The sequence below is a fragment of the Haloarcula rara genome, assembly GCF_029338235.1.
GTDB lineage: Archaea > Halobacteriota > Halobacteria > Halobacteriales > Haloarculaceae > Haloarcula > Haloarcula rara.
The window spans coordinates 787,357-804,380 of record NZ_CP119785.1 but is presented as its reverse complement, the minus strand read 5'-3'; the positions used below and the strand labels follow the sequence as shown (position 1 = coordinate 804,380).

The 17,024-nt window shown below is 67.1% G+C and carries 13 protein-coding genes and 1 pseudogene; 7 read left to right on the top strand and 7 right to left on the bottom strand.

Annotation, left to right across the window (positions count from 1 at the left end; genetic code table 11):
* Positions 1-14 precede the first annotated feature (14 nt).
* The 4 genes and pseudogenes from P1K32_RS04245 to P1K32_RS04230 all read right to left on the bottom strand — a co-directional run bounded on the left by P1K32_RS04245 (position 15) and on the right by P1K32_RS04230 (position 4,527).
* Positions 15-1,172, bottom strand: coding sequence for a type II secretion system F family protein (locus tag P1K32_RS04245; RefSeq protein ID WP_276251470.1), 1,158 nt, complete (start codon positions 1,170-1,172; stop codon positions 15-17).
* Between the two features lie 546 nt (positions 1,173-1,718).
* Positions 1,719-3,555: pseudogene (locus P1K32_RS04240) on the bottom strand (ATPase, T2SS/T4P/T4SS family).
* Positions 3,548-4,012, bottom strand: a complete 465-nt coding sequence (locus tag P1K32_RS04235; RefSeq protein WP_276251469.1) for a DUF7311 family protein — start codon at positions 4,010-4,012, stop codon at positions 3,548-3,550. Before P1K32_RS04235 ends, P1K32_RS04240 begins: the two are co-directional and overlap by 8 nt.
* Positions 4,009-4,527, bottom strand: coding sequence for a DUF7310 family coiled-coil domain-containing protein (locus P1K32_RS04230; RefSeq protein WP_276251468.1), 519 nt, complete (start codon positions 4,525-4,527; stop codon positions 4,009-4,011). Before P1K32_RS04230 ends, P1K32_RS04235 begins: the two co-directional genes overlap by 4 nt.
* 260 nt (positions 4,528-4,787) lie before the next feature.
* On the opposite strand from P1K32_RS04230, the gene P1K32_RS04225 reads away from it, so the two are divergent.
* The 3 genes from P1K32_RS04225 (at position 4,788) to rad50 (ending at position 9,103) form a co-directional block, all read left to right on the top strand.
* The gene (locus tag P1K32_RS04225) at positions 4,788-5,045 is read left to right on the top strand and encodes a DUF7966 family protein (RefSeq protein ID WP_276251467.1); all 258 of its coding nucleotides are present in this window, start codon (positions 4,788-4,790) and stop codon (positions 5,043-5,045) included.
* Positions 5,046-5,106: 61 nt separating this feature from the next.
* Positions 5,107-6,411 carry a DNA double-strand break repair protein Mre11 gene (gene mre11, locus P1K32_RS04220; RefSeq protein WP_276251466.1) on the top strand — a complete coding sequence of 435 codons (1,305 nt, stop codon included), beginning with the start codon at positions 5,107-5,109 and terminating at the stop codon, positions 6,409-6,411.
* Positions 6,412-6,421: 10 nt separating this feature from the next.
* Complete coding sequence (rad50, locus tag P1K32_RS04215) at positions 6,422-9,103, top strand: DNA double-strand break repair ATPase Rad50 (RefSeq protein WP_276251465.1); 2,682 nt, start codon at positions 6,422-6,424, stop codon at positions 9,101-9,103.
* On the opposite strand, the gene P1K32_RS04210 is transcribed toward rad50, so the two are convergent.
* The 3 genes from P1K32_RS04210 to P1K32_RS04200 are packed head-to-tail and all read right to left on the bottom strand — an operon-like array spanning position 9,100 to position 10,167.
* The gene (locus P1K32_RS04210; RefSeq protein WP_276251464.1) at positions 9,100-9,522 is read right to left on the bottom strand and encodes a DUF7346 family protein; all 423 of its coding nucleotides are present in this window, start codon (positions 9,520-9,522) and stop codon (positions 9,100-9,102) included. The two genes, rad50 and P1K32_RS04210, sit on opposite strands and share 4 nt — an antisense overlap.
* A gap of 25 nt (positions 9,523-9,547) precedes the next feature.
* Entirely contained in the window at positions 9,548-9,937 is a 390-nt protein-coding gene (locus P1K32_RS04205; protein ID WP_276251463.1) for a DUF7322 domain-containing protein, read from the bottom strand.
* 38 nt (positions 9,938-9,975) lie between these two features.
* Positions 9,976-10,167 (bottom strand): DUF7331 family protein, encoded by a 192-nt coding sequence (locus P1K32_RS04200; RefSeq protein WP_276251462.1) that lies wholly within the window; start codon positions 10,165-10,167, stop codon positions 9,976-9,978.
* A 109-nt stretch (positions 10,168-10,276) separates the two neighbouring features.
* On the opposite strand from P1K32_RS04200, the gene P1K32_RS04195 reads away from it, so the two are divergent.
* From P1K32_RS04195 to sufD, 4 genes are all read left to right on the top strand, one after another.
* Positions 10,277-13,078: a DNA-directed DNA polymerase gene (locus P1K32_RS04195; protein ID WP_276251461.1), complete on the top strand. Its 2,802-nt coding sequence runs from the start codon at positions 10,277-10,279 to the stop codon at positions 13,076-13,078.
* A 124-nt stretch (positions 13,079-13,202) separates the two neighbouring features.
* Positions 13,203-14,135, top strand: coding sequence for an ABC transporter ATP-binding protein (locus tag P1K32_RS04190; protein ID WP_276251460.1), 933 nt, complete (start codon positions 13,203-13,205; stop codon positions 14,133-14,135).
* 35 nt (positions 14,136-14,170) lie between these two features.
* Positions 14,171-15,601 carry a Fe-S cluster assembly protein SufB gene (gene sufB / locus P1K32_RS04185; RefSeq protein ID WP_276251459.1) on the top strand — a complete coding sequence of 477 codons (1,431 nt, stop codon included), beginning with the start codon at positions 14,171-14,173 and terminating at the stop codon, positions 15,599-15,601.
* 2 nt (positions 15,602-15,603) lie between these two features.
* Positions 15,604-16,815, top strand: a complete 1,212-nt coding sequence (gene sufD / locus P1K32_RS04180; protein WP_276251458.1) for a Fe-S cluster assembly protein SufD — start codon at positions 15,604-15,606, stop codon at positions 16,813-16,815.
* The last annotated feature ends 209 nt before the right edge of the window (positions 16,816-17,024 follow it).

Genomic DNA, 17,024 nt, shown 5'->3' with positions numbered 1-17,024 from the left:
TCGGATATAAACGCTCACACGACGGCTCCCGTCGCCACCACGGCCACGCAGTACACCGCCGTCGCGGAACAGAGCGCTATCCCGACTCGATAGCCCACCAGTGGCCGGTCGAGCCCGCGGTGCAGGCCGGTCGAGAGCGCCGTCAGTACGACCGCCAGCACGAGACAGTACCAGCCGATGACCGGGCCGAGCGACGCGGTCGACACCGACTCGATGGGGCCGCTGCCGCCGCTCATCGCGGCCGACATGGCGACGGTCGTCCCGCCGACGAGCGGACTGAAGAACGCGGCGGTGTTCGACAGCGTGCCGGTGACCTGCGAGAGCTGCCGGCGTGTCCCCCGTTCGACCTCGGCCAGTTCCTCCAGGTGGTCGCCCATGGTCGCGATGGTCTCGCCGGCCGGCGGGCCGATATCGGCAGCCGCACCCAGCAGGACAGCGGCACGCCGGAGTCGAGGACTGGGGAGCGTCGACAGCGTGCCGTGCTCGCCACGAAAGGCTGTCTCGATGTCGACGCCGAGAGTGACTTGGCGTTCGACGGTCCGCTCGAGTACGGCCGCGAGCGGCTCCGGCGTGGCGTCGACCGCGGCGTCGAACGCCGACTCGACTGACTCGCCGCGTTCGACGCGGCGCCCGATGGCAGAGAGTGCGGCGGGGAGGCCGTCCTCGACCGCGCCGACGTGGTCCCGCACTTCCTTTACCGGTCGGTAGTAGACGAGCAGTGCCGACCCGGCACCCAGCCCGAGGGCTACAATCGGTGGGGCCCACGCCGGGAGGAAGAGACGCCCGGCGAGCCAGCCGCCGACGGCGGCGGCCGCCCCGGTGCCGAGCGCGTCCAGCGGCCCGGTCGAGACGCCCGGGTGGCTCCGCGGGACCGGCGCCGGCGGGAACGCGACGGGTCGCTGTGCCAGCAGCCACGCGCTTGCGGCGACGAGCGCGCTCGGGAGGACGATGCCGTAGGTCACGACCAGCAGCGGCAGGCCGACGGGCACCCCGGCGGCACCGACGGCGGGCAGCAGTGCGACCAGCGCGAGCGGGAGCAGGACGCCGAAGGCGTACAGCGCTGTCGCCGGCGCCCGAAGGTCGGCGGCGAACGACGCCATCTCGTCGCGGGTCCCGTGGAGGATGCTGCGGCGGGCCGCCTCGAGGAGTTCGGCGCGCTCGTCGGCCGTCACCCCTGCCGCCCGCTCGATACGGGTAATCGCAATCTCGAGCGCCGGGAACTCGTCGGCCCACCCGCGGCCGAACGCGTCCAGTCCGCTCCGGGGTCCGAGCCGCTCGCCGCCGATAGGTGTCGAGACTCTCCGCCAGGAGCCCGTCGCCGGCGCTGGCGGCGAAGACCGCCGCCCGTTCGGCGCTGGGCCACAGCGTCATTCCCAGCACGAGTGTCGCTACGAGCGACGGGGCAGCACCCAGCGCACGGATGCGCCGGGCCTGTGCCGCCAGGCCGACACCGTAGCGACCGCCGAGTGCGACCCCGACGGCGGCGACCGCGCTCCCGGCCCCGACGGCAACTGCGACGGGTCCGGAGCCGACCGCGAGGGCGGCGACACCGACCAGCCAGACGCCGACGGCCAGCGCGTAGCTCCCCGCGAGCAGCGTCTCGGGCGGCGTCGACAGGCCAAGCAACCGACAGGCCCGCCCGTACCCCTCTGGCACGGTGACCAGCCGCCCGAGTAGTTCGGCCGCACCGTCGTCCGCTGTCTCTGTCGCTGGCTCGCTCATCGTTCGGGTTCGGCGCTCCCTGCCGCCAGGTCCGGCGGGGCGAGTGCCGCCGTGCGGTCACGGATAGTCTCGCGGACGCTGGCGTAGGACTCCCCGGCGTGGGACAGCGACTCGACCAGGTGACTGGCGCCCCGGTCGATGCGACCGGTCGCCGTCGCCGTGGGGCCCTCACGCAGGAACAGCGATTCGAAGGCGACGCCGTCCTCGTGCCCGCGGACCTCCTCGACCGCCGCGATACCGCGCCCGCCGTCGGCGGTCGGCGGGTCGAGGGTCACGACGAGGTCAGTCGCGGCGAAGGCGCTCTCGGGCACGCCGAGGTCCGAGACGAGTCGCTCTCGCACACTGTCGCCGCCGGTGCCGTGGATGGTCCCAAGCACCGCGCTGTCGCCGCCGCCGACGCGCATCGCTTCGTAGAGGACGCCGGCCTCTTCGCCCCGGACTTCGCCGACAACGAGGGCGCCGTCGCCGAGCCGCAGCGCGGTCCGGAGCGCGGCAGTCGCGTCCACCGACGGGCCGTCACCGCGTTCGGTTCGCAGCGGCTGAACGTCCCGGCCGGCCGCCTGCAGCGCCGAGACGGGGAGTTCCGGGGTGTCCTCGATGACGACCGTGCGGACGGTCCGTGGCAGCTCCCACAGTAGCGCCCCAAGCGTCGTCGTCTTCCCGGCCCCGCGCGGTCCGGCGACGAGACACGCCGCGCCGCGTTCGACGGCGACCGAGAGGAGGCCGGCCACCCGCGGCGGAACGCTGCCGTTCTCGACGAGGTCGGTGAGCCGAAAGGACTCCTCGTCGTGGCCCCGGAAGGCGAAGCCGACGCCGTCGCTGACCGGCTCGGTGACGCCGGCCACCCGGACCCGCCGGTCGGCGACGGTCGTCGTCGCGTCGAGCGTCGGGCTGGCCCGGGAGAACGCCCGGCCGCTCGTTCGGCGGAAGGTGGAGGCGAGCGTCCGGACGCCCCGCTCCGTCAGCCGGATGTTGGTCCGGTAGGTCTCGCCGTCGACGCGTACCCGCAGTCGGGTCTCAGCGACGGGGGCCGTCGCGAACACGTCCGAGACACGCGGGTCGGCGAAGACGTCCTCGAGGATGCCGAGCCCCTCGGTGTGTTTTCGGAGGACGCTCGCCAGCCGGGTCGCCGTCCCGCCGTCGTCGACGACTCGCTCGGCGGCGTCCTCGGGGGCGACCGGCTCGTCGGTCGCCGTCGCCAGCCGGTCGACGGCCTCGGCCAGTGCCGCCGTCGTCGCCGCGTCGAACTCGTGTTCCCGCGGGCGGACGTGGTAGCTGTCCAGTTCCCCAGACGGCGTCTCGTACCGGCGGACGGTCGCCCCGGTCTCGACGGTTCGGCGGTCCCTGAGTTCCGCCGAGGCGGGGGACTGGCGGCGATGCGAGCGTCGCTGACCGCTGGGCCGACGTACGGGTCAAGCGCGCGCTCGGGCGAGACTCCTCGGCGGCGACTGCCAACCCGGTCTCGGCCGCCAGGTCGGCAATGTGGCCCGCCCGGCCGGTCGCTTCTGTCGCGGCGGCAAGCGGGTCCCGCCGAGCGCGCTCGGCCAGCCGCTCGTCCGTGGCCGCCACCCGCGTCGCGAACCGCCCGGCCGCAACCAGCAGCGCCGCGTCGGCGTCGAGATATGCTCGTTCGAGCCCCTCGCTCGTGGTGACGACGCTATCGACGTCACCGTGGCCCAGCGCCGCAACGACGGTCGCCCGGCAGTCCGGGGACTCACTCAGTCGCCCGTCGCCGGGACAGTCCGCGGCGTCGACGGTCAGCGTCGCTCGCTCGCGCTCGGTCCTACAGCGACAGTCGGGCTCGGGCTCGTCGTCGGTGAACCACTCACGCATCGGGCTCACCTCCCAGCCGTTTCACCGTCAGGACGGGCTTCCCGGCCCGGGCCCGCAGTTCGAAGACGAGCCGGTGGGTCCCCGGCTCGCGGAGAGTCACCGGTCCGCCGCCAGCGCCGCGGACGGGGGTGCCGGCGAGGCGCGTCCGACTCGTCGCGCTGTCACCGACCTGCCACGAGGCCACGGCGACCCCCTCGCGGCTGGCAAAGCGGAGGCGGGTGACGGCCGCGCTCGTCAGTGACCGGTCGGGTAGCCGGAGTTCGGTGACGTGGCGGGCGCCACGGCCCGCCGTGGGGTCGTCAGTTTCGACCATCGTCTCCAGCTCCTCGCTGAGGCTCCCAAGCTGGCGGTCCATGGTGCTGTCGGCCCTGTTCGCACCGACGTCGGCCATCGCCGGGAGTGTGGGGGAAAGCAGCGCGGCGGTCAGGACCGCTGCCAGGACGACGCGGAGTATCACAGCAGGGACCGTATCTGTTCGAGCACGCCGGGGTCCCGCCCGTCGGCCTCCGACGACTCCGACTCGTCGTTCTCGGCCCGTGCTGACCCGTCGGTGTCGACCCCGGAGCGGCCCTCTGTCCGTCCGCCGACACCCCGCTCTTCGGGGACGCTGTCGAGGGATTTCTCTCGGCGGTCGACCCCCGGTTCGGTAGCCCCAGCGTCGGCCGGTCGGCGCTCCTCGGTGACCGCGTCGAGGCGCCGTTCCAGCCGCTCGGTGGCCGCGAGCGCCGCGTCGGCGCGTCCCTCGACCCGTTCGTTGACCGAGCGGACGTTACCGACGTACCCCCTGAGCGCCTGCGTGGCGGCTTCGAGCTCGTCGGTGCGGTCGTTCAGCTCGGCGACCTCGGCTTCGAGGGTCTCGACCCGTTCGGTCAGCTCCGCGAGGTCGTCGACGGCCGGGAAGCCGTGGTCGCCATCCGTGACTGCCCGTTCGACCGTGTCGACCCGTTCTGCGAGTGTCTCCACGTCGGTCATAGCCGGGCGTGCTCCCGGCACCGTACTTCAACTCTCGGCCGAACGTTCATATGCGATACCGGGACCATCGACCCTGTGACCGAGAGCGAACAGGTGAAGGCGGCGCTGGCAGCGCTCGCGAACGGGGAGGCAGCCAACGGCACGGCGACCGGGGAGCACGGACGGCAGCGACGCGAACAGGGCGGTCCAGAAGACGGCGAGGGGCCGCCGGACGAGCGAACCGGCAGTGGAGTCGCCCCTGAGCAGGGCACGGCGTTCGAATGGGGCAGAGAGGGGCGACTGCGCAGGCGTGTTCGGGTGGAGCCGGCGCGGCGACCGACTACCGGGCGGTCATCGAACGGGCCGTCGACGCGACCGGAGACATCGAGGCGGCCGCCGCGTTCGTCGAGTCGGTCGGCCTCGGCGGGCTGGAGCGGGCGGTCGAGCGGGCCGAATACGAGGTCAGCGGGCTGGCTGCCGACGGTCGCGAGGCGCTCGCGACGTTCGAGCGGTTCCGGGCCGCGGCGGACGAGGCGTGACCCACTACTTTCACCGCGGTGGCGACACGGCTTTAGGAGCGGCTGGCATACGCCCGCACAGATGACACGGGTGATACACACCGGCGATACCCACATCGGGTACCAGCAGTACCACGTGCCCGAGCGCCGGCAGGACTTCCTCGCGGCGTTTCGGGCCGTCGTCCGGGACGCCATCGACGACGACGTGGCCGCGGTGGTCCACGCCGGGGACCTGTTCCACGACCGCCGGCCGACCCTCTCGGACATCATGGGGACACTGGATATTCTCGAAGAGCTCGCCGCGGCCGACATCCCGTTTCTCGCCGTCGTGGGAAATCACGAGGCCAAGCGGGACGCCCAGTGGCTCGACCTCTATGCCTCGCTCGGGCTGGCAACCCGCCTCGGCGACGAACCGACCGTCGTGGGTGAGACGGCTTTCTACGGCCTCGACTTCGTCCCGCGCTCGAAACGCGACGACCTCGACTACGACTTTGCACCCCACGACGCCGACTACGCCGCGCTCGTGACCCACGGTCTGTTCCAGCCCTTCGACTACGGCGACTGGGAGGCGAGCGAGGTACTGAGCGAATCGTCGGTCGACTTCGACGCCCTGCTGCTGGGTGACAACCACAAGCCCGGCAAGCAGGCGGTCGAAGACGCGTGGGTCACCTACTGCGGGTCGACCGAGCGCGCGAGCGCCAGCGAGCGCGAGGACCGCGGCTACAACATCGTCTCCTTCGACGACGACGTACAGATCACCCGGCGCGGCCTCGAGACCCGCGAGTTCGTCTTCGTCGACGTGGAACTCGACGCCGCGGAGGGCCTCGAACGGGTCCGCAGTCAGGTCGGCCAGTACGACCTCACTGACGCCGTCGTCATCGTCAGTATCGACGGCGACGGCGAGCCCATCGCCCCCGCGAGCATCGAGGAGTACGCCCTCGACCACGGGGCGCTCGTCGCCCGCGTCACCGACCACCGGGAACTGACCGCCGACGAGCGCGAGACCAGCGTGAGCTTCGCCGACCCCGACGACGCCGTCGCCGAACGCGTGCGGGAACTCGGGCTGAGCGGGGCCGCCCGCGACATCGACGAGACGGTCCGGGCCTCGAAGGTCGCCGACGCGAACGTCGCCGAGACGGTCGAGGACCGGGTGCGCGAACTGGTCGAAGACGACCCCGACGCGCTGGACGGCGCCGGGTCGCCCGCGGGCGACGGCGACACCGCGACGCCCGACGCCGAGGTCACGGCCGCCAACGCCGAGACTGACGGCGGCGACACAGACGAGGAATCGACCGCTGCTGACCCGGAGACAGATGCAGCCGCCGCCGACCCGGAGACGGATACGGCCGGGGGCAGCGAGGACCAGTCGCTGGAGGAATTCCTGTGAGGTGTCGCTGATGCGGTTCCAGCGAGTCGCGATGGAGTCGTTCAAGTGTTACGACGACGCCGACCTGACCCTCGACCCCGGCGTGACGGTCATCCACGGCCTCAACGGGAGCGGGAAGTCCTCGCTGCTCGAGGCCTGTTTCTTCGCGCTGTACGGCTCGAAGGCCATCGACGAGAACCTAGAAGACGTGGTCACTATCGGCGCCGACGACTGCACGGTCGAACTGTGGTTCACCCACGCGGGCGGGGAGTACCACCTGACCAGACGCGTGCGAAACACCGGCGAGCGCGCGACGACCGCCAAGTGCGTCCTGGAGACGCCAGAGGGCACCTTCGAGGGGGCGCGGGCGGTCCGCCGGCGGGTCACCGAACTGCTGCGGATGGACAGCGAGGCGTTCGTGAACTGCGCCTACGTCCGCCAGGGCGAGGTGAACAAGCTCATCAATGCCTCGGCGGGCGACCGCCAGGATATGCTCGACGACCTCCTGCAGTTAGGAAAGCTAGAGGAGTACCGCGAGCGGGCCAGCGACGCCCGCGTCGGGGTCAAGCGCGTGCGTGACGACAAACGGAGTCGCCTCGACCAGCTGGACGACCAGATAGAGGCGAAAGAGGAGAAAGGGCTCCACGAGCGACTGAACGCCCTGGAGAGCGACCTCTCGGAGACGACCGCCGAAATCGAACGCATCGAAGGCCAGCGCGAGACGGCTGCCGAGACCCTGGAGCAGGCGACTGCGGTCCTCGAAGAGCACGAGGAGCGCCGCGAACAGCTCACCGAGCTGACCGGCGATATCGAGGAGTTAGAGGGCGAGATTACTGAGACAGAACGCGAGCGCGAGGCGCTCACAGAGCGCATCTCGGGGCTGAAGACCGAGCGGACGGAGCTGGAGACGGAACTCGACGAGAAGATTGCGGAGACCGACCTCGCTGAGCCCGACCCGGACCGTGTCGAGGAACGGCTGGACGACCTCGAGGAGCGGTCGGAGGAGCTCCAGTCCCGTATCAAGACCCAGAGCGTCGAGGCCCAGAAACACAGCAGCGAAGCAGAATCGCGCCAGTCGGAGGCGGCGGACCTCGCCTCGCGGGCCGAAGCCAAGCGAGAGGAAGCCGCGGAACTCGAATCGGCGCTCGGAGACGCCCGGGAGACGGTCGCCGAGCGCCGCGAGAAGCTCGACGACATCGATGCTGACATCGAGACCCTCGAAGCGCGCTTTGCGGACAGCGATATCGACCGCGAGGCCGCCGGGGACCACCGTGACTCGGTCGCGACCGACTTAGAGGAAGCCCAAAAGCGGGTGACGGAACTGGCGACGAAAGTCGAGAGCGAACGCGAATCGCTCCGGGAGGCCGAGGCGCTGCTGGAGGAAAGGAAATGTCCCGAGTGCGGCCAGGACGTCGCCGAGTCCCCCCACGTCGAATCTATCGAGGACGACCGCGAACAGGTCGCCGAACTTGAGAGCGACCTGGAGACGGCCCGCGAGCGGGTCGAGACGCTCGAAGACGACCTGGAACGGGCCGAGTCGCTGGCCGAGGCCGCGGACCGGCTCGATTCGCTGGAATCGAACCGGACGAACGTCGTCCAGCTCATCGAGGAGAAGGAATCGGGTCTGGAAGCCGATGAAGAGCGTATCGAGCAGCTACGCGAGTCAGCTGACGAACTCGAGTCCGAGGCCGAGGCGAAGCGCGAGGCCGCCAGTGAGGCCGAGGAACGGGCCGCCGAGGCCCGCTCGGTCATCGGCGAGTGCAACCAGGAGCAACAGACTGTCAAGCAGTCGATTCAGCGACTGGAGCGGGTGACGGAGCTACTCGACTCTATCGACGACCGGGCGACCGACATCGAGCAGTTACGCGAGAAGCGCAGCCAGCAGGCCGAGATGAACGAGCAGCGCCGCGAGCGACTGGCCGAGAAACGCGAGCGCAAGCAGGAACTCGCCGAGAAGGTCGACGAGGACCGTATCGAGGAGGCCAGAAACGAACGAGAGCGCGCCGAAGCGTACATCGAGAAGGCCGACGGGAAACTCGCGGAACTGCGCAAGGAGCGCGACGACCTGCAGACGGCTATCGGCGGCGTGACGAACGAGCTCGAGGAGCTGGAGGAGTTGCGTGACCGCCGCGAGGAACTGGCCGATACCGTCTCGAAACTCGACGCGCTGTACGAGGAGAGCGAACAGCTCCAGGAGATGTACGGCACCCTTCGGGCGGAGCTCCGCCAGCGCAACGTCGAGACGCTCGAACGGATGCTGAACGAGACGTTCTCGCTGGTGTACCAGAACGATTCGTACTCCCATATCGAACTGGACGGCGAGTACCAGCTGACGGTGTACCAGAAGGACGGCGACCCGCTGGAGCCCGAACAGCTCTCGGGCGGCGAACGCGCCCTGTTCAACCTCAGCCTGCGCTGTGCCATCTACCGGCTGCTGGCGGAGGGTATCGAGGGGGCCGCGCCGATGCCGCCGCTCATCCTCGACGAGCCGACGGTGTTCCTGGACTCGGGCCACGTCACCCAGCTGCTCGACCTCGTGGGATACATGCGCGACGAGGTCGGCGTCGCCCAGATTCTGGTCGTCAGCCACGACGAGGAGCTCGTCGGTGCGGCCGACGACCTCGTCCGGGTCGAGAAGTCCGCAACGACGAACCGCTCGCACGTCTCCCGAGTGGAGCGGATCGAGGAGACGGTCGCCGAGCTGGCCGACTAGTCGGTGAGGGAGTCGACGGCCTCGCTGGCCGTCTCGGTGGTGTCGTAGCCCCGCTGGCCGAACACGTCCGCTTCGTCTACAAGCCCCGCGGCGCGAAACTCCCCGAGCAGGCCGTGGAGGTCACTCTCACAGAGGTCGTAGCTATCAAGCAGGTCATGCACCGGGAGCGGCCCCCGACGGTCGAGTTCGACCAGCAGTCCCAGCGCCCGGTCGTCGTGGGCGGCGGTCAGCGCCGTCCGGACGGCCTCGGGGACGGCGCTCGCGGCGGTGGCCAGCGGGGACTCGCCGTCGACAGGCTCGATGGCCTCGTTGGCGACGTGTTTCTCGGTCCCCGTCGCAGGGTCCCGTACCAGGCTTGACTCACTCGACTGCTTCAGAAGGACGTAGTGGGTCCCCGATTCGTCGCGGACGGTGCGCATATCCCGCCGTAGCCGACGGGGCTGGTTAGCCGTTGTGGTCCGTAGGGTCGTCGTCCTCGTCCCCGGGACCCTCGTCGGCCGATTCGTCGCTGTCTCGCTGTTTCACGAACTGCCGGTAGCGGAAGTAGCCGTAGGCGAAGGCGATGGCGCCGGCGAGCGTGACGCGGATGCCCAGGTCGACCCGCCCCTCGAAGTAGTATAGCATCGGGCCGACAGAGAGGGCCAGGAGAGCGATATTGAACACGACGACGAGCTTCCAGAATAGCGCAGTCACCTCGGTGTTAGCGGCGCCCTCGGGTGGGTCCGGCGCCTCCGGGATGTCGGGGCCGAGGCTCGACGGGTCGAACTCCTCGGGTTCGTAGGGGCTCTTCTCACCGAGTGCGCCCTGGCCGTCTTCGTCGGGACCGTCAAGCACACTCGGACAGTCGGCCGGGGTAGATAAAAGGACTTCTCTCAGGCCCGGTCACTGAGTGAAACAGTCGTATCCGTCTGCACCCACGCGAGCGGATTCTGGGCGTCGTAGAACACTGTCCCCTCCTCGGTCTCGTAAGTCTCGGTCGTCTGCACGGCCTCGGGGAGCGCAGGGTCCGACCGGAGCTCGTTCGCCCTATCCGACTCACCGTCGGGAGATGCGCGGTGCGACATGGGGGGTCATCTTTGGGTATGCCACTCTTTAGCATATACTTTGTGCCTGTGACAAAGATGTGCGCTACCGACCGCCGACGTTTTTATGTACCGTCTCGAAGGGCGGACAATGAGTGAGGAGAGTCAAAGCGCCCTCGGGGACTTCGGATCGGACGGGGGCGACGACCGGCCGGCGGCGGAGGCCGCGGCCATCGCGGGCAACGGCGACGGGGACGCGAGCGTCGTCGACATCGACGAGCGCCAGTTTCCCGACGTCGAGGAGACCGTCGAGTTCGTCGTCACGCAGGTCGACTACACCGTCGAGGGCCGGGGCGACGACGAGTTCCCGGTCGTCCACGTCTTCGGCCGAACCGAGGACAACGAGGCGGTCCACGCCCGGGCCTACGAGTTCAAACCGTACTTCTACGCGCCGACCAGCAGCGTCAGCGAGGACCGACTCCGCCAGTACGACGCCATTACCGGATGGGAAGAGACAGACAACGACGGCGAACCCTACGAGTCGATTCGGGGTGAACGCCTGACCAAGATATTCGGCCAGACACCCCGCGACGTGGGCCAGATGCGGGACGACTTCGACCACTACGAGGCGGACATTCTCTTCCCTAACCGGCTGCTCATCGACAAAGACATCACCTCCGGCGTCAGGGTGCCGGCCCGCGAGCTCGACGACGGGAGTTACAAGGTCCACCACGAGGAGCTCGAGCCGGTCGATGCCAGCGCCGAACCGCGGGTCAACACCTTCGACATCGAGGTCGACGACCGCCACGGCTTCCCGGAGGACGGCGAGCAGACTATCGTCTGTCTCACCTCGCACGACTCCTACACCGACGAGTACGTCGTCTGGCTCTACGAGTCACCCGACGGCATCGAAGGCCCGGAGGCGCTGGCCGCCTACGACCCCATTCGCGAGGACGCCGACTTCGAGGCCGACGTCCGCATCTTCGAGGAAGAGACGGCGATGCTCGACGCGTTCATCGAGTATATCGAGGAGACAGACCCCGACGTCCTGACCGGGTGGAACTTCGACGACTTCGACGCGCCGTACCTGCTCGACCGCATCGAGCAACTCCAGAGCTACGACCACGACTACGACCTGAACATCGACCGCTTATCGAGAGTCGACGAGGTGTGGCGCAGCGACTGGCAGGGTCCCGACATCAAAGGCCGGGTCGTCTTCGACCTGCTCTATGCGTACAAGCGCACGCAGTTCACCGAACTGGAGTCCTACCGGCTGGACGCCGTCGGTGAACAGGAACTCGGCGTCGGCAAGGAGCGCTACACCGGCGACATCGGCGACCTCTGGGAGCAAGAGCCCGAGCGGTTGCTGGAGTACAACCTCCGGGACGTGGAGCTGTGTGTCGAACTCGACCGCGAGCAGGACATCATCGACTTCTGGGACGAGGTCCGTACCTTCGTGGGCTGTAAACTGGAGGACGCCACGACGCCGGGCGACGCCGTCGACATGTACGTCCTGCACAAGCTCCACGGTGAGTTCGCACTCCCCTCGAAAGGCCAACAGGAGAGCGAGGACTACGAGGGTGGCGCCGTCTTTGACCCTATCACGGGTGTGCGCGAAAACGTCACCGTGCTCGACCTGAAGAGCCTCTATCCGATGTGCATGGTGACGACCAACGCCTCACCGGAGACGAAGGTCGACCCTGAGGTCTACGACGGCGAGACCTACCGCGCCCCCAACGGGACCCACTTTCGGAAGGAACCGGACGGGGTCATCCGGTCGATGGTCGACGAACTCCTGACAGAACGCGAAGAGAAGAAGGTCCAACGAAACAGCTACGACCCTGGAAATCCGGAGTATGAGCGCTTAGACCGGCAACAGGCCTCTGTCAAGGTGATTATGAATTCGTTATATGGCGTACTTGGGTGGGACCGCTTTCGCCTCTACGACAAGGAGATGGGCGCGGCGGTCACGGCCACCGGTCGAGAGGTCATCGACTACACCGACGAAGTCGTCGAAAACGAGGGCTACAGCGTCGTATACGGTGATACCGACTCCGTCATGCTCCAGCTCGGCGACGTCGGCCCCGACGACCTCGACGGCGAGGCCGAGGTCACCGACGAGATGCGGGAGAAACACCCCGAGATGGACGAGAGCGAACTCGAACTCATCGCGGCGACCATCCAGAAGGGGTTCGAGCTGGAGGACGTCATCAACGCCTCCTACGACGAGTTCGCCAGCGAGCGATTGAACGCTACGGACCACCGCTTCCAGATAGAGTTCGAGAAGCTCTACCGGCGGTTCTTCCAGGCGGGCAAGAAGAAACGGTACGCGGGTCACATCGTCTGGAAGGAGGGCAAACACGTAGACGACATCGACATCACGGGCTTCGAGTACCAGCGCTCGGACATCGCGCCCATCACGAAGCGCGTCCAGAAGGAGGTCATCGACCGCATCGTCCACGGCGAGGACGCCGACAGCATCAAGAGCTATGTCGGCGACGTCATCGAGGACTACCAGGCGGGCAACGTCGACTACGACGACGTCGGCATCCCTGGCGGTATCGGCAAAAAGTTAGACAACTACGACACCGACACCGCACAGGTCCGGGGCGCGAAGTACGCGAACCTCCTGCTTGGCACCAACTTCAAGAGCGGGTCGAAACCCAAGCGGCTCTATCTCGACCGCGTACACGCGGACTTCTGGGACCGGGTCGAGGCGGAGGAGGACCTGGACGCCTCTAGGGACCCGCTGTACGGCGAGTTCCGGCGGGACCCCGACGTCATCTGCTTCGAGTACGCCGACCAGATTCCCGAAGAGTTCGAGGTCGACTGGGACAAGATGCTCGATAAGACACTCAAGGGCCCCATCGCACGGATTCTGGAGGCGCTGGACATCTCCTGGGACGAGGTCAAATCGGGCCAGGAGCAGACCGGACTCGGCAGTTTCATGTAACTGACCGCCCGCCGTCCGGTTTTTCGGCAGAGAAATATTGTTTCCGAATACCGAAATCGAGTTCGCAGCAATGCGAAAGCTTGATGGGGGAAAACAACCTTGTTTCGGTTGACCTAAGACTACCATGGCAGTACTCGAAATCAACAATCTACACGCGGAAGTCGCAGAGGAAGGCGGTGAGACAATCCTTCGCGGTGTCAACCTCGAAGTGGAGTCCGGCGAAATCCACGCCCTGATGGGCCCGAACGGCTCGGGCAAGTCCACGACGGCGAAGGTCATCGCGGGCCACCCGGCCTACGAAGTCACTGACGGCGAGGTCCTCATCCACCTCGAAGACGACGAGTTCGGCGAGGACTTCGAGATTCCGGATGACCTGCGGACCTGGGACCTGCTGGACCTCGAGCCCAACGAGCGCGCCGCCCTTGGCGTGTTCCTCGGGTTCCAGTACCCCGCCGAAATCGAAGGCGTGACCATGGTCAACTTCCTCCGGACGGCGCTCAACGCCAAGCTCGAAGAGCGCGAGGAGCTCTTCGAGGACGAGGACGAGGAGGAAGCCGAAGCGGAGAGCGAGGACACCAAAGAGGACGCCGCCGGCTACGACACCTCCCCGATGGAGGGCCCCGCCGACGAGGGCGAGGTCGGCGTCGCCGAGTTCCAGGAGATCCTCCAGGAGAAGATGGAGCAACTGGACATGGACGAGAAGTTCGCCTCCCGCTATCTCAACGCCGGCTTCTCCGGCGGCGAGAAGAAGCAAAACGAGGTCCTTCAGGCCGCCATTCTCGAGCCCTCCGTCGCCGTGCTCGACGAGATCGACTCCGGGCTGGACATCGACCGCCTGCAGGACGTCTCAGAAGGAATCAACGCCCTGCGCGACGAGCAGGGTGCCGGCATCCTCCAGATCACCCACTACCAGCGCATCCTCGACTACGTCGAACCCGACCACGTTCACGTGATGCTCGACGGCCAGATCGCCCAGAGCGGCGGTCCGGAACTCGCCGAGAAACTCGAGGACGAGGGGTACGACTGGGTCCGCGAGGAAGCCTACGAGGCCGCATAACACCCATACGTACACAACCCTAACCCATACATATCATGAGCTCAGACCAAGACCACCTCAAAGAGACCGACACCGAAGCCCGCTTCGAGTTCAAGAAGGAGGAAAAATCCGCCTTCGAGACCGAGAAGGGCCTCACCGAGGAGACAGTGCGAGTCATCTCGGAAGACAAGGACGAGCCCGAATGGATGCTCGAGCGCCGCCTGCGCGCGCTCAAGCAGTTCCAGGAGATGCCGATGCCGGAGGGATGGCCCGGAGCGCCGGACCTCTCGGAGGTCGACATCGCCGACATCGTCCCCTACATCCGCCCCGACATCGAGACGCGTGGCGGCGCCGAAAACTGGGAAGACCTCCCCGAAGAGATTCAGGACACCTTCGACAAGCTGGGCATCCCGGAAGCCGAAAAGAACGCCCTCTCGGGCGTGGGCGCCCAGTACGAATCGGAGATTGTCTATCAGAACATGCAGGAGCGCTGGGAGGAGAAAGGCGTCATCTTCTGTGACATGGACAAGGCCGTCCAGGAGCACGAAGAACTCGTCAAAGAGCACTTCATGACGAAGTGCGTTCCCCCGAGCGACAACAAGTTCGCCGCCCTCCACGGCGCGGTGTGGTCCGGTGGCTCGTTCGTCTACATCCCCGAAGACACCACGGTCAACATGCCCGTGCAGGCGTACTTCCGCATGAACTCCGAGGGGATGGGCCAGTTCGAGCACACGCTCATCATCGCCGAGGAGAACTCCGAAGTCCACTACATCGAAGGTTGTTCCGCGCCGAAGTACTCGGCGTTCAACCTCCACAGCGGTGGGGTCGAGGTGTTCGTCGGCGAGAACGCTCACGTCCAGTACTCGACCGTGCAGAACTGGTCGAAGAACACGTACAACCTCAACACCAAGCGCGCCATCTGTGAGGAAGAGGGGACCATGGAGTGGGTCTCGGGCAGCATGGGCTCGAAGGCCACGATGCTGTACCCCTCCACCGTGCTGAAGGGGCCAGGCGCGACTGACAACCACATCACCATCGCCATGGCCGGCGAAGGGCAGGACATCGACACGGGCGCGAAGGTCTACCACAACGCGCCCGACACGAAGTCCACCATCGAATCGAAATCTATCGCGAAGGACGGCGGCCGCACGAACTACCGCGGCCTGGTCCACATCGCCGACGGTGCCGAGGACTCCTCGACGTCCGTCGAGTGTGACGCGCTGATGTTCGACAACGACTCCACGTCGGACACGATGCCGTACATGGAAATTCAGGAGTCGAAAGTCGACGTCGCTCACGAGGCGACCGTCGGCAAGATCGGCGACGAGGACGTCTTCTACCTCCAGTCGCGTGGACTGGACGACGACGACGCAAAGCAGATGATCGTCGCCGGCTTCATCGAGCCGATCACGGAAGAGCTGCCAATCGAGTACGCCGTCGAACTGAACCGCCTCATCGAACTGGAGATGGAGGGGTCGCTCGGATAATCATGAGTACGCAGGTACACGCTACACTCAGCGAAGACGCAGTCGAACAGATATCCGAAGACCTCGGGGAGCCCGAGTGGCTGCTGGAGACGCGCAAGGACGCGCTCGCGGCCCTGGACGACCTCGAGATGCCAGACGTCATCCAGACGCCGGGCCGCAAGTGGACCAACCTCGACGCGCTCGACTACGAGACGCTCGTCGACCCGCTCGACTACGCCCAGGACAAGGACCGAATCGACGCCGAGGGCGTCGACGTCCTCTCCTGGTCAGACGCGCTAGACGAGCATGGCGAGCTCATTGAGGACCACTTCGGCTCCGTCGTGGACACCGAGCGGGACTACCTGACGGCGCTGTCGACGGCGCTGTTCTCCGCTGGGACGGTCGTCTACGTCCCCGAGGGCGTCGACGCCGAGGACGTGAAGATTCGGACGACGATGAACAGCCGGTCGCTGTTCAACTACACGCTCGTCGTCGCCGAGGAGTCCTCGTCGGTCACCATCCTGGAGCGCCAGACCACCGGCGAAGACACCGAGGGCGACCAGTACTACTCCGGCGTCGTCGAAGCCGTCGCAGGCGAGAACGCCTACGTCCAGTACGGCACCCTCCAGAACCTCTCGGAGGAGAGCTACAACTACCAGGTCAAGCGCGGCCACGCCGACACCTACGGCAGTATCGACTGGATCGAGGGCAACATCGGCTCCCGCCTGACCAAGTCCAGCGTGGAGACGCGCCTGCTCGGTGACTCCTCGGAGTCCCAGATCGTCGGCGCGTTCTTCGGCCACGACGACCAGCACGTCGACATCGCCGCGCGTGTCTGGCACGAGGCCGAACACACCGTCGCCGACCTCGTCACCCGCGGCGTCCTCGACGACGAGGCCCGCTCGGTGTACGAGGGCGTCCAGGACGTCGGCACAGAGGCGTGGGACACCAGCTCCTACCAGCGTGAGAACACCCTCATGCTCTCGGACGAATCCGAGGCCGACGCATCCCCGAAGCTCATCATCAACAACCACGACACCGAGGCCTCCCACTCCGCGACGGTGGGTCAGGTCGACGCCGAGGACATGTTCTACATGACCTCCCGCGGTGTCCACCCCGAGAAGGCGAAGAATATGCTCGTCGAAGGCTTCTTCGTCCCGGTGCTGGAAGAGGTCGCGGTCGACGAACTCCGCGAGGACCTCGACCAGCTGATTTACGAGCGTCTGCGAGAGTAATCGGACGATTACTCTCGCAGGCTCGCGGGAGCTTTGCTCCCGCGGCGTCTTCGTGAGTAACCCGTAGGGTTACGAACGAAGGCTCGTGGAATCTGTGATTCCACGGCGGTTGCGTGAATAGCCCGTAGGGCTATGAACGCAAGCACGTGAGAGCAGAGCTCTCACGGCGTCTCCGCGAGTAGCGAGGTCGCGTAGCGACCTCGATTTTC

Coding starts and splice junctions, on each gene's coding strand:
- P1K32_RS04190 (WP_276251460.1), top strand. CDS start 13,203: ATGGCAGTACTCGAAATCAACAATCTACACGCGGAAGTCGCAGAGGAA.
- P1K32_RS04230 (WP_276251468.1), bottom strand. CDS start 4,527: ATGACCGACGTGGAGACACTCGCAGAACGGGTCGACACGGTCGAACGG.
- P1K32_RS04210 (WP_276251464.1), bottom strand. CDS start 9,522: ATGCGCACCGTCCGCGACGAATCGGGGACCCACTACGTCCTTCTGAAG.
- P1K32_RS04200 (WP_276251462.1), bottom strand. CDS start 10,167: ATGTCGCACCGCGCATCTCCCGACGGTGAGTCGGATAGGGCGAACGAG.
- mre11 (WP_276251466.1), top strand. CDS start 5,107: ATGACACGGGTGATACACACCGGCGATACCCACATCGGGTACCAGCAG.
- sufD (WP_276251458.1), top strand. CDS start 15,604: ATGAGTACGCAGGTACACGCTACACTCAGCGAAGACGCAGTCGAACAG.
- P1K32_RS04225 (WP_276251467.1), top strand. CDS start 4,788: ATGGGGCAGAGAGGGGCGACTGCGCAGGCGTGTTCGGGTGGAGCCGGC.
- rad50 (WP_276251465.1), top strand. CDS start 6,422: ATGCGGTTCCAGCGAGTCGCGATGGAGTCGTTCAAGTGTTACGACGAC.
- P1K32_RS04195 (WP_276251461.1), top strand. CDS start 10,277: ATGAGTGAGGAGAGTCAAAGCGCCCTCGGGGACTTCGGATCGGACGGG.
- sufB (WP_276251459.1), top strand. CDS start 14,171: ATGAGCTCAGACCAAGACCACCTCAAAGAGACCGACACCGAAGCCCGC.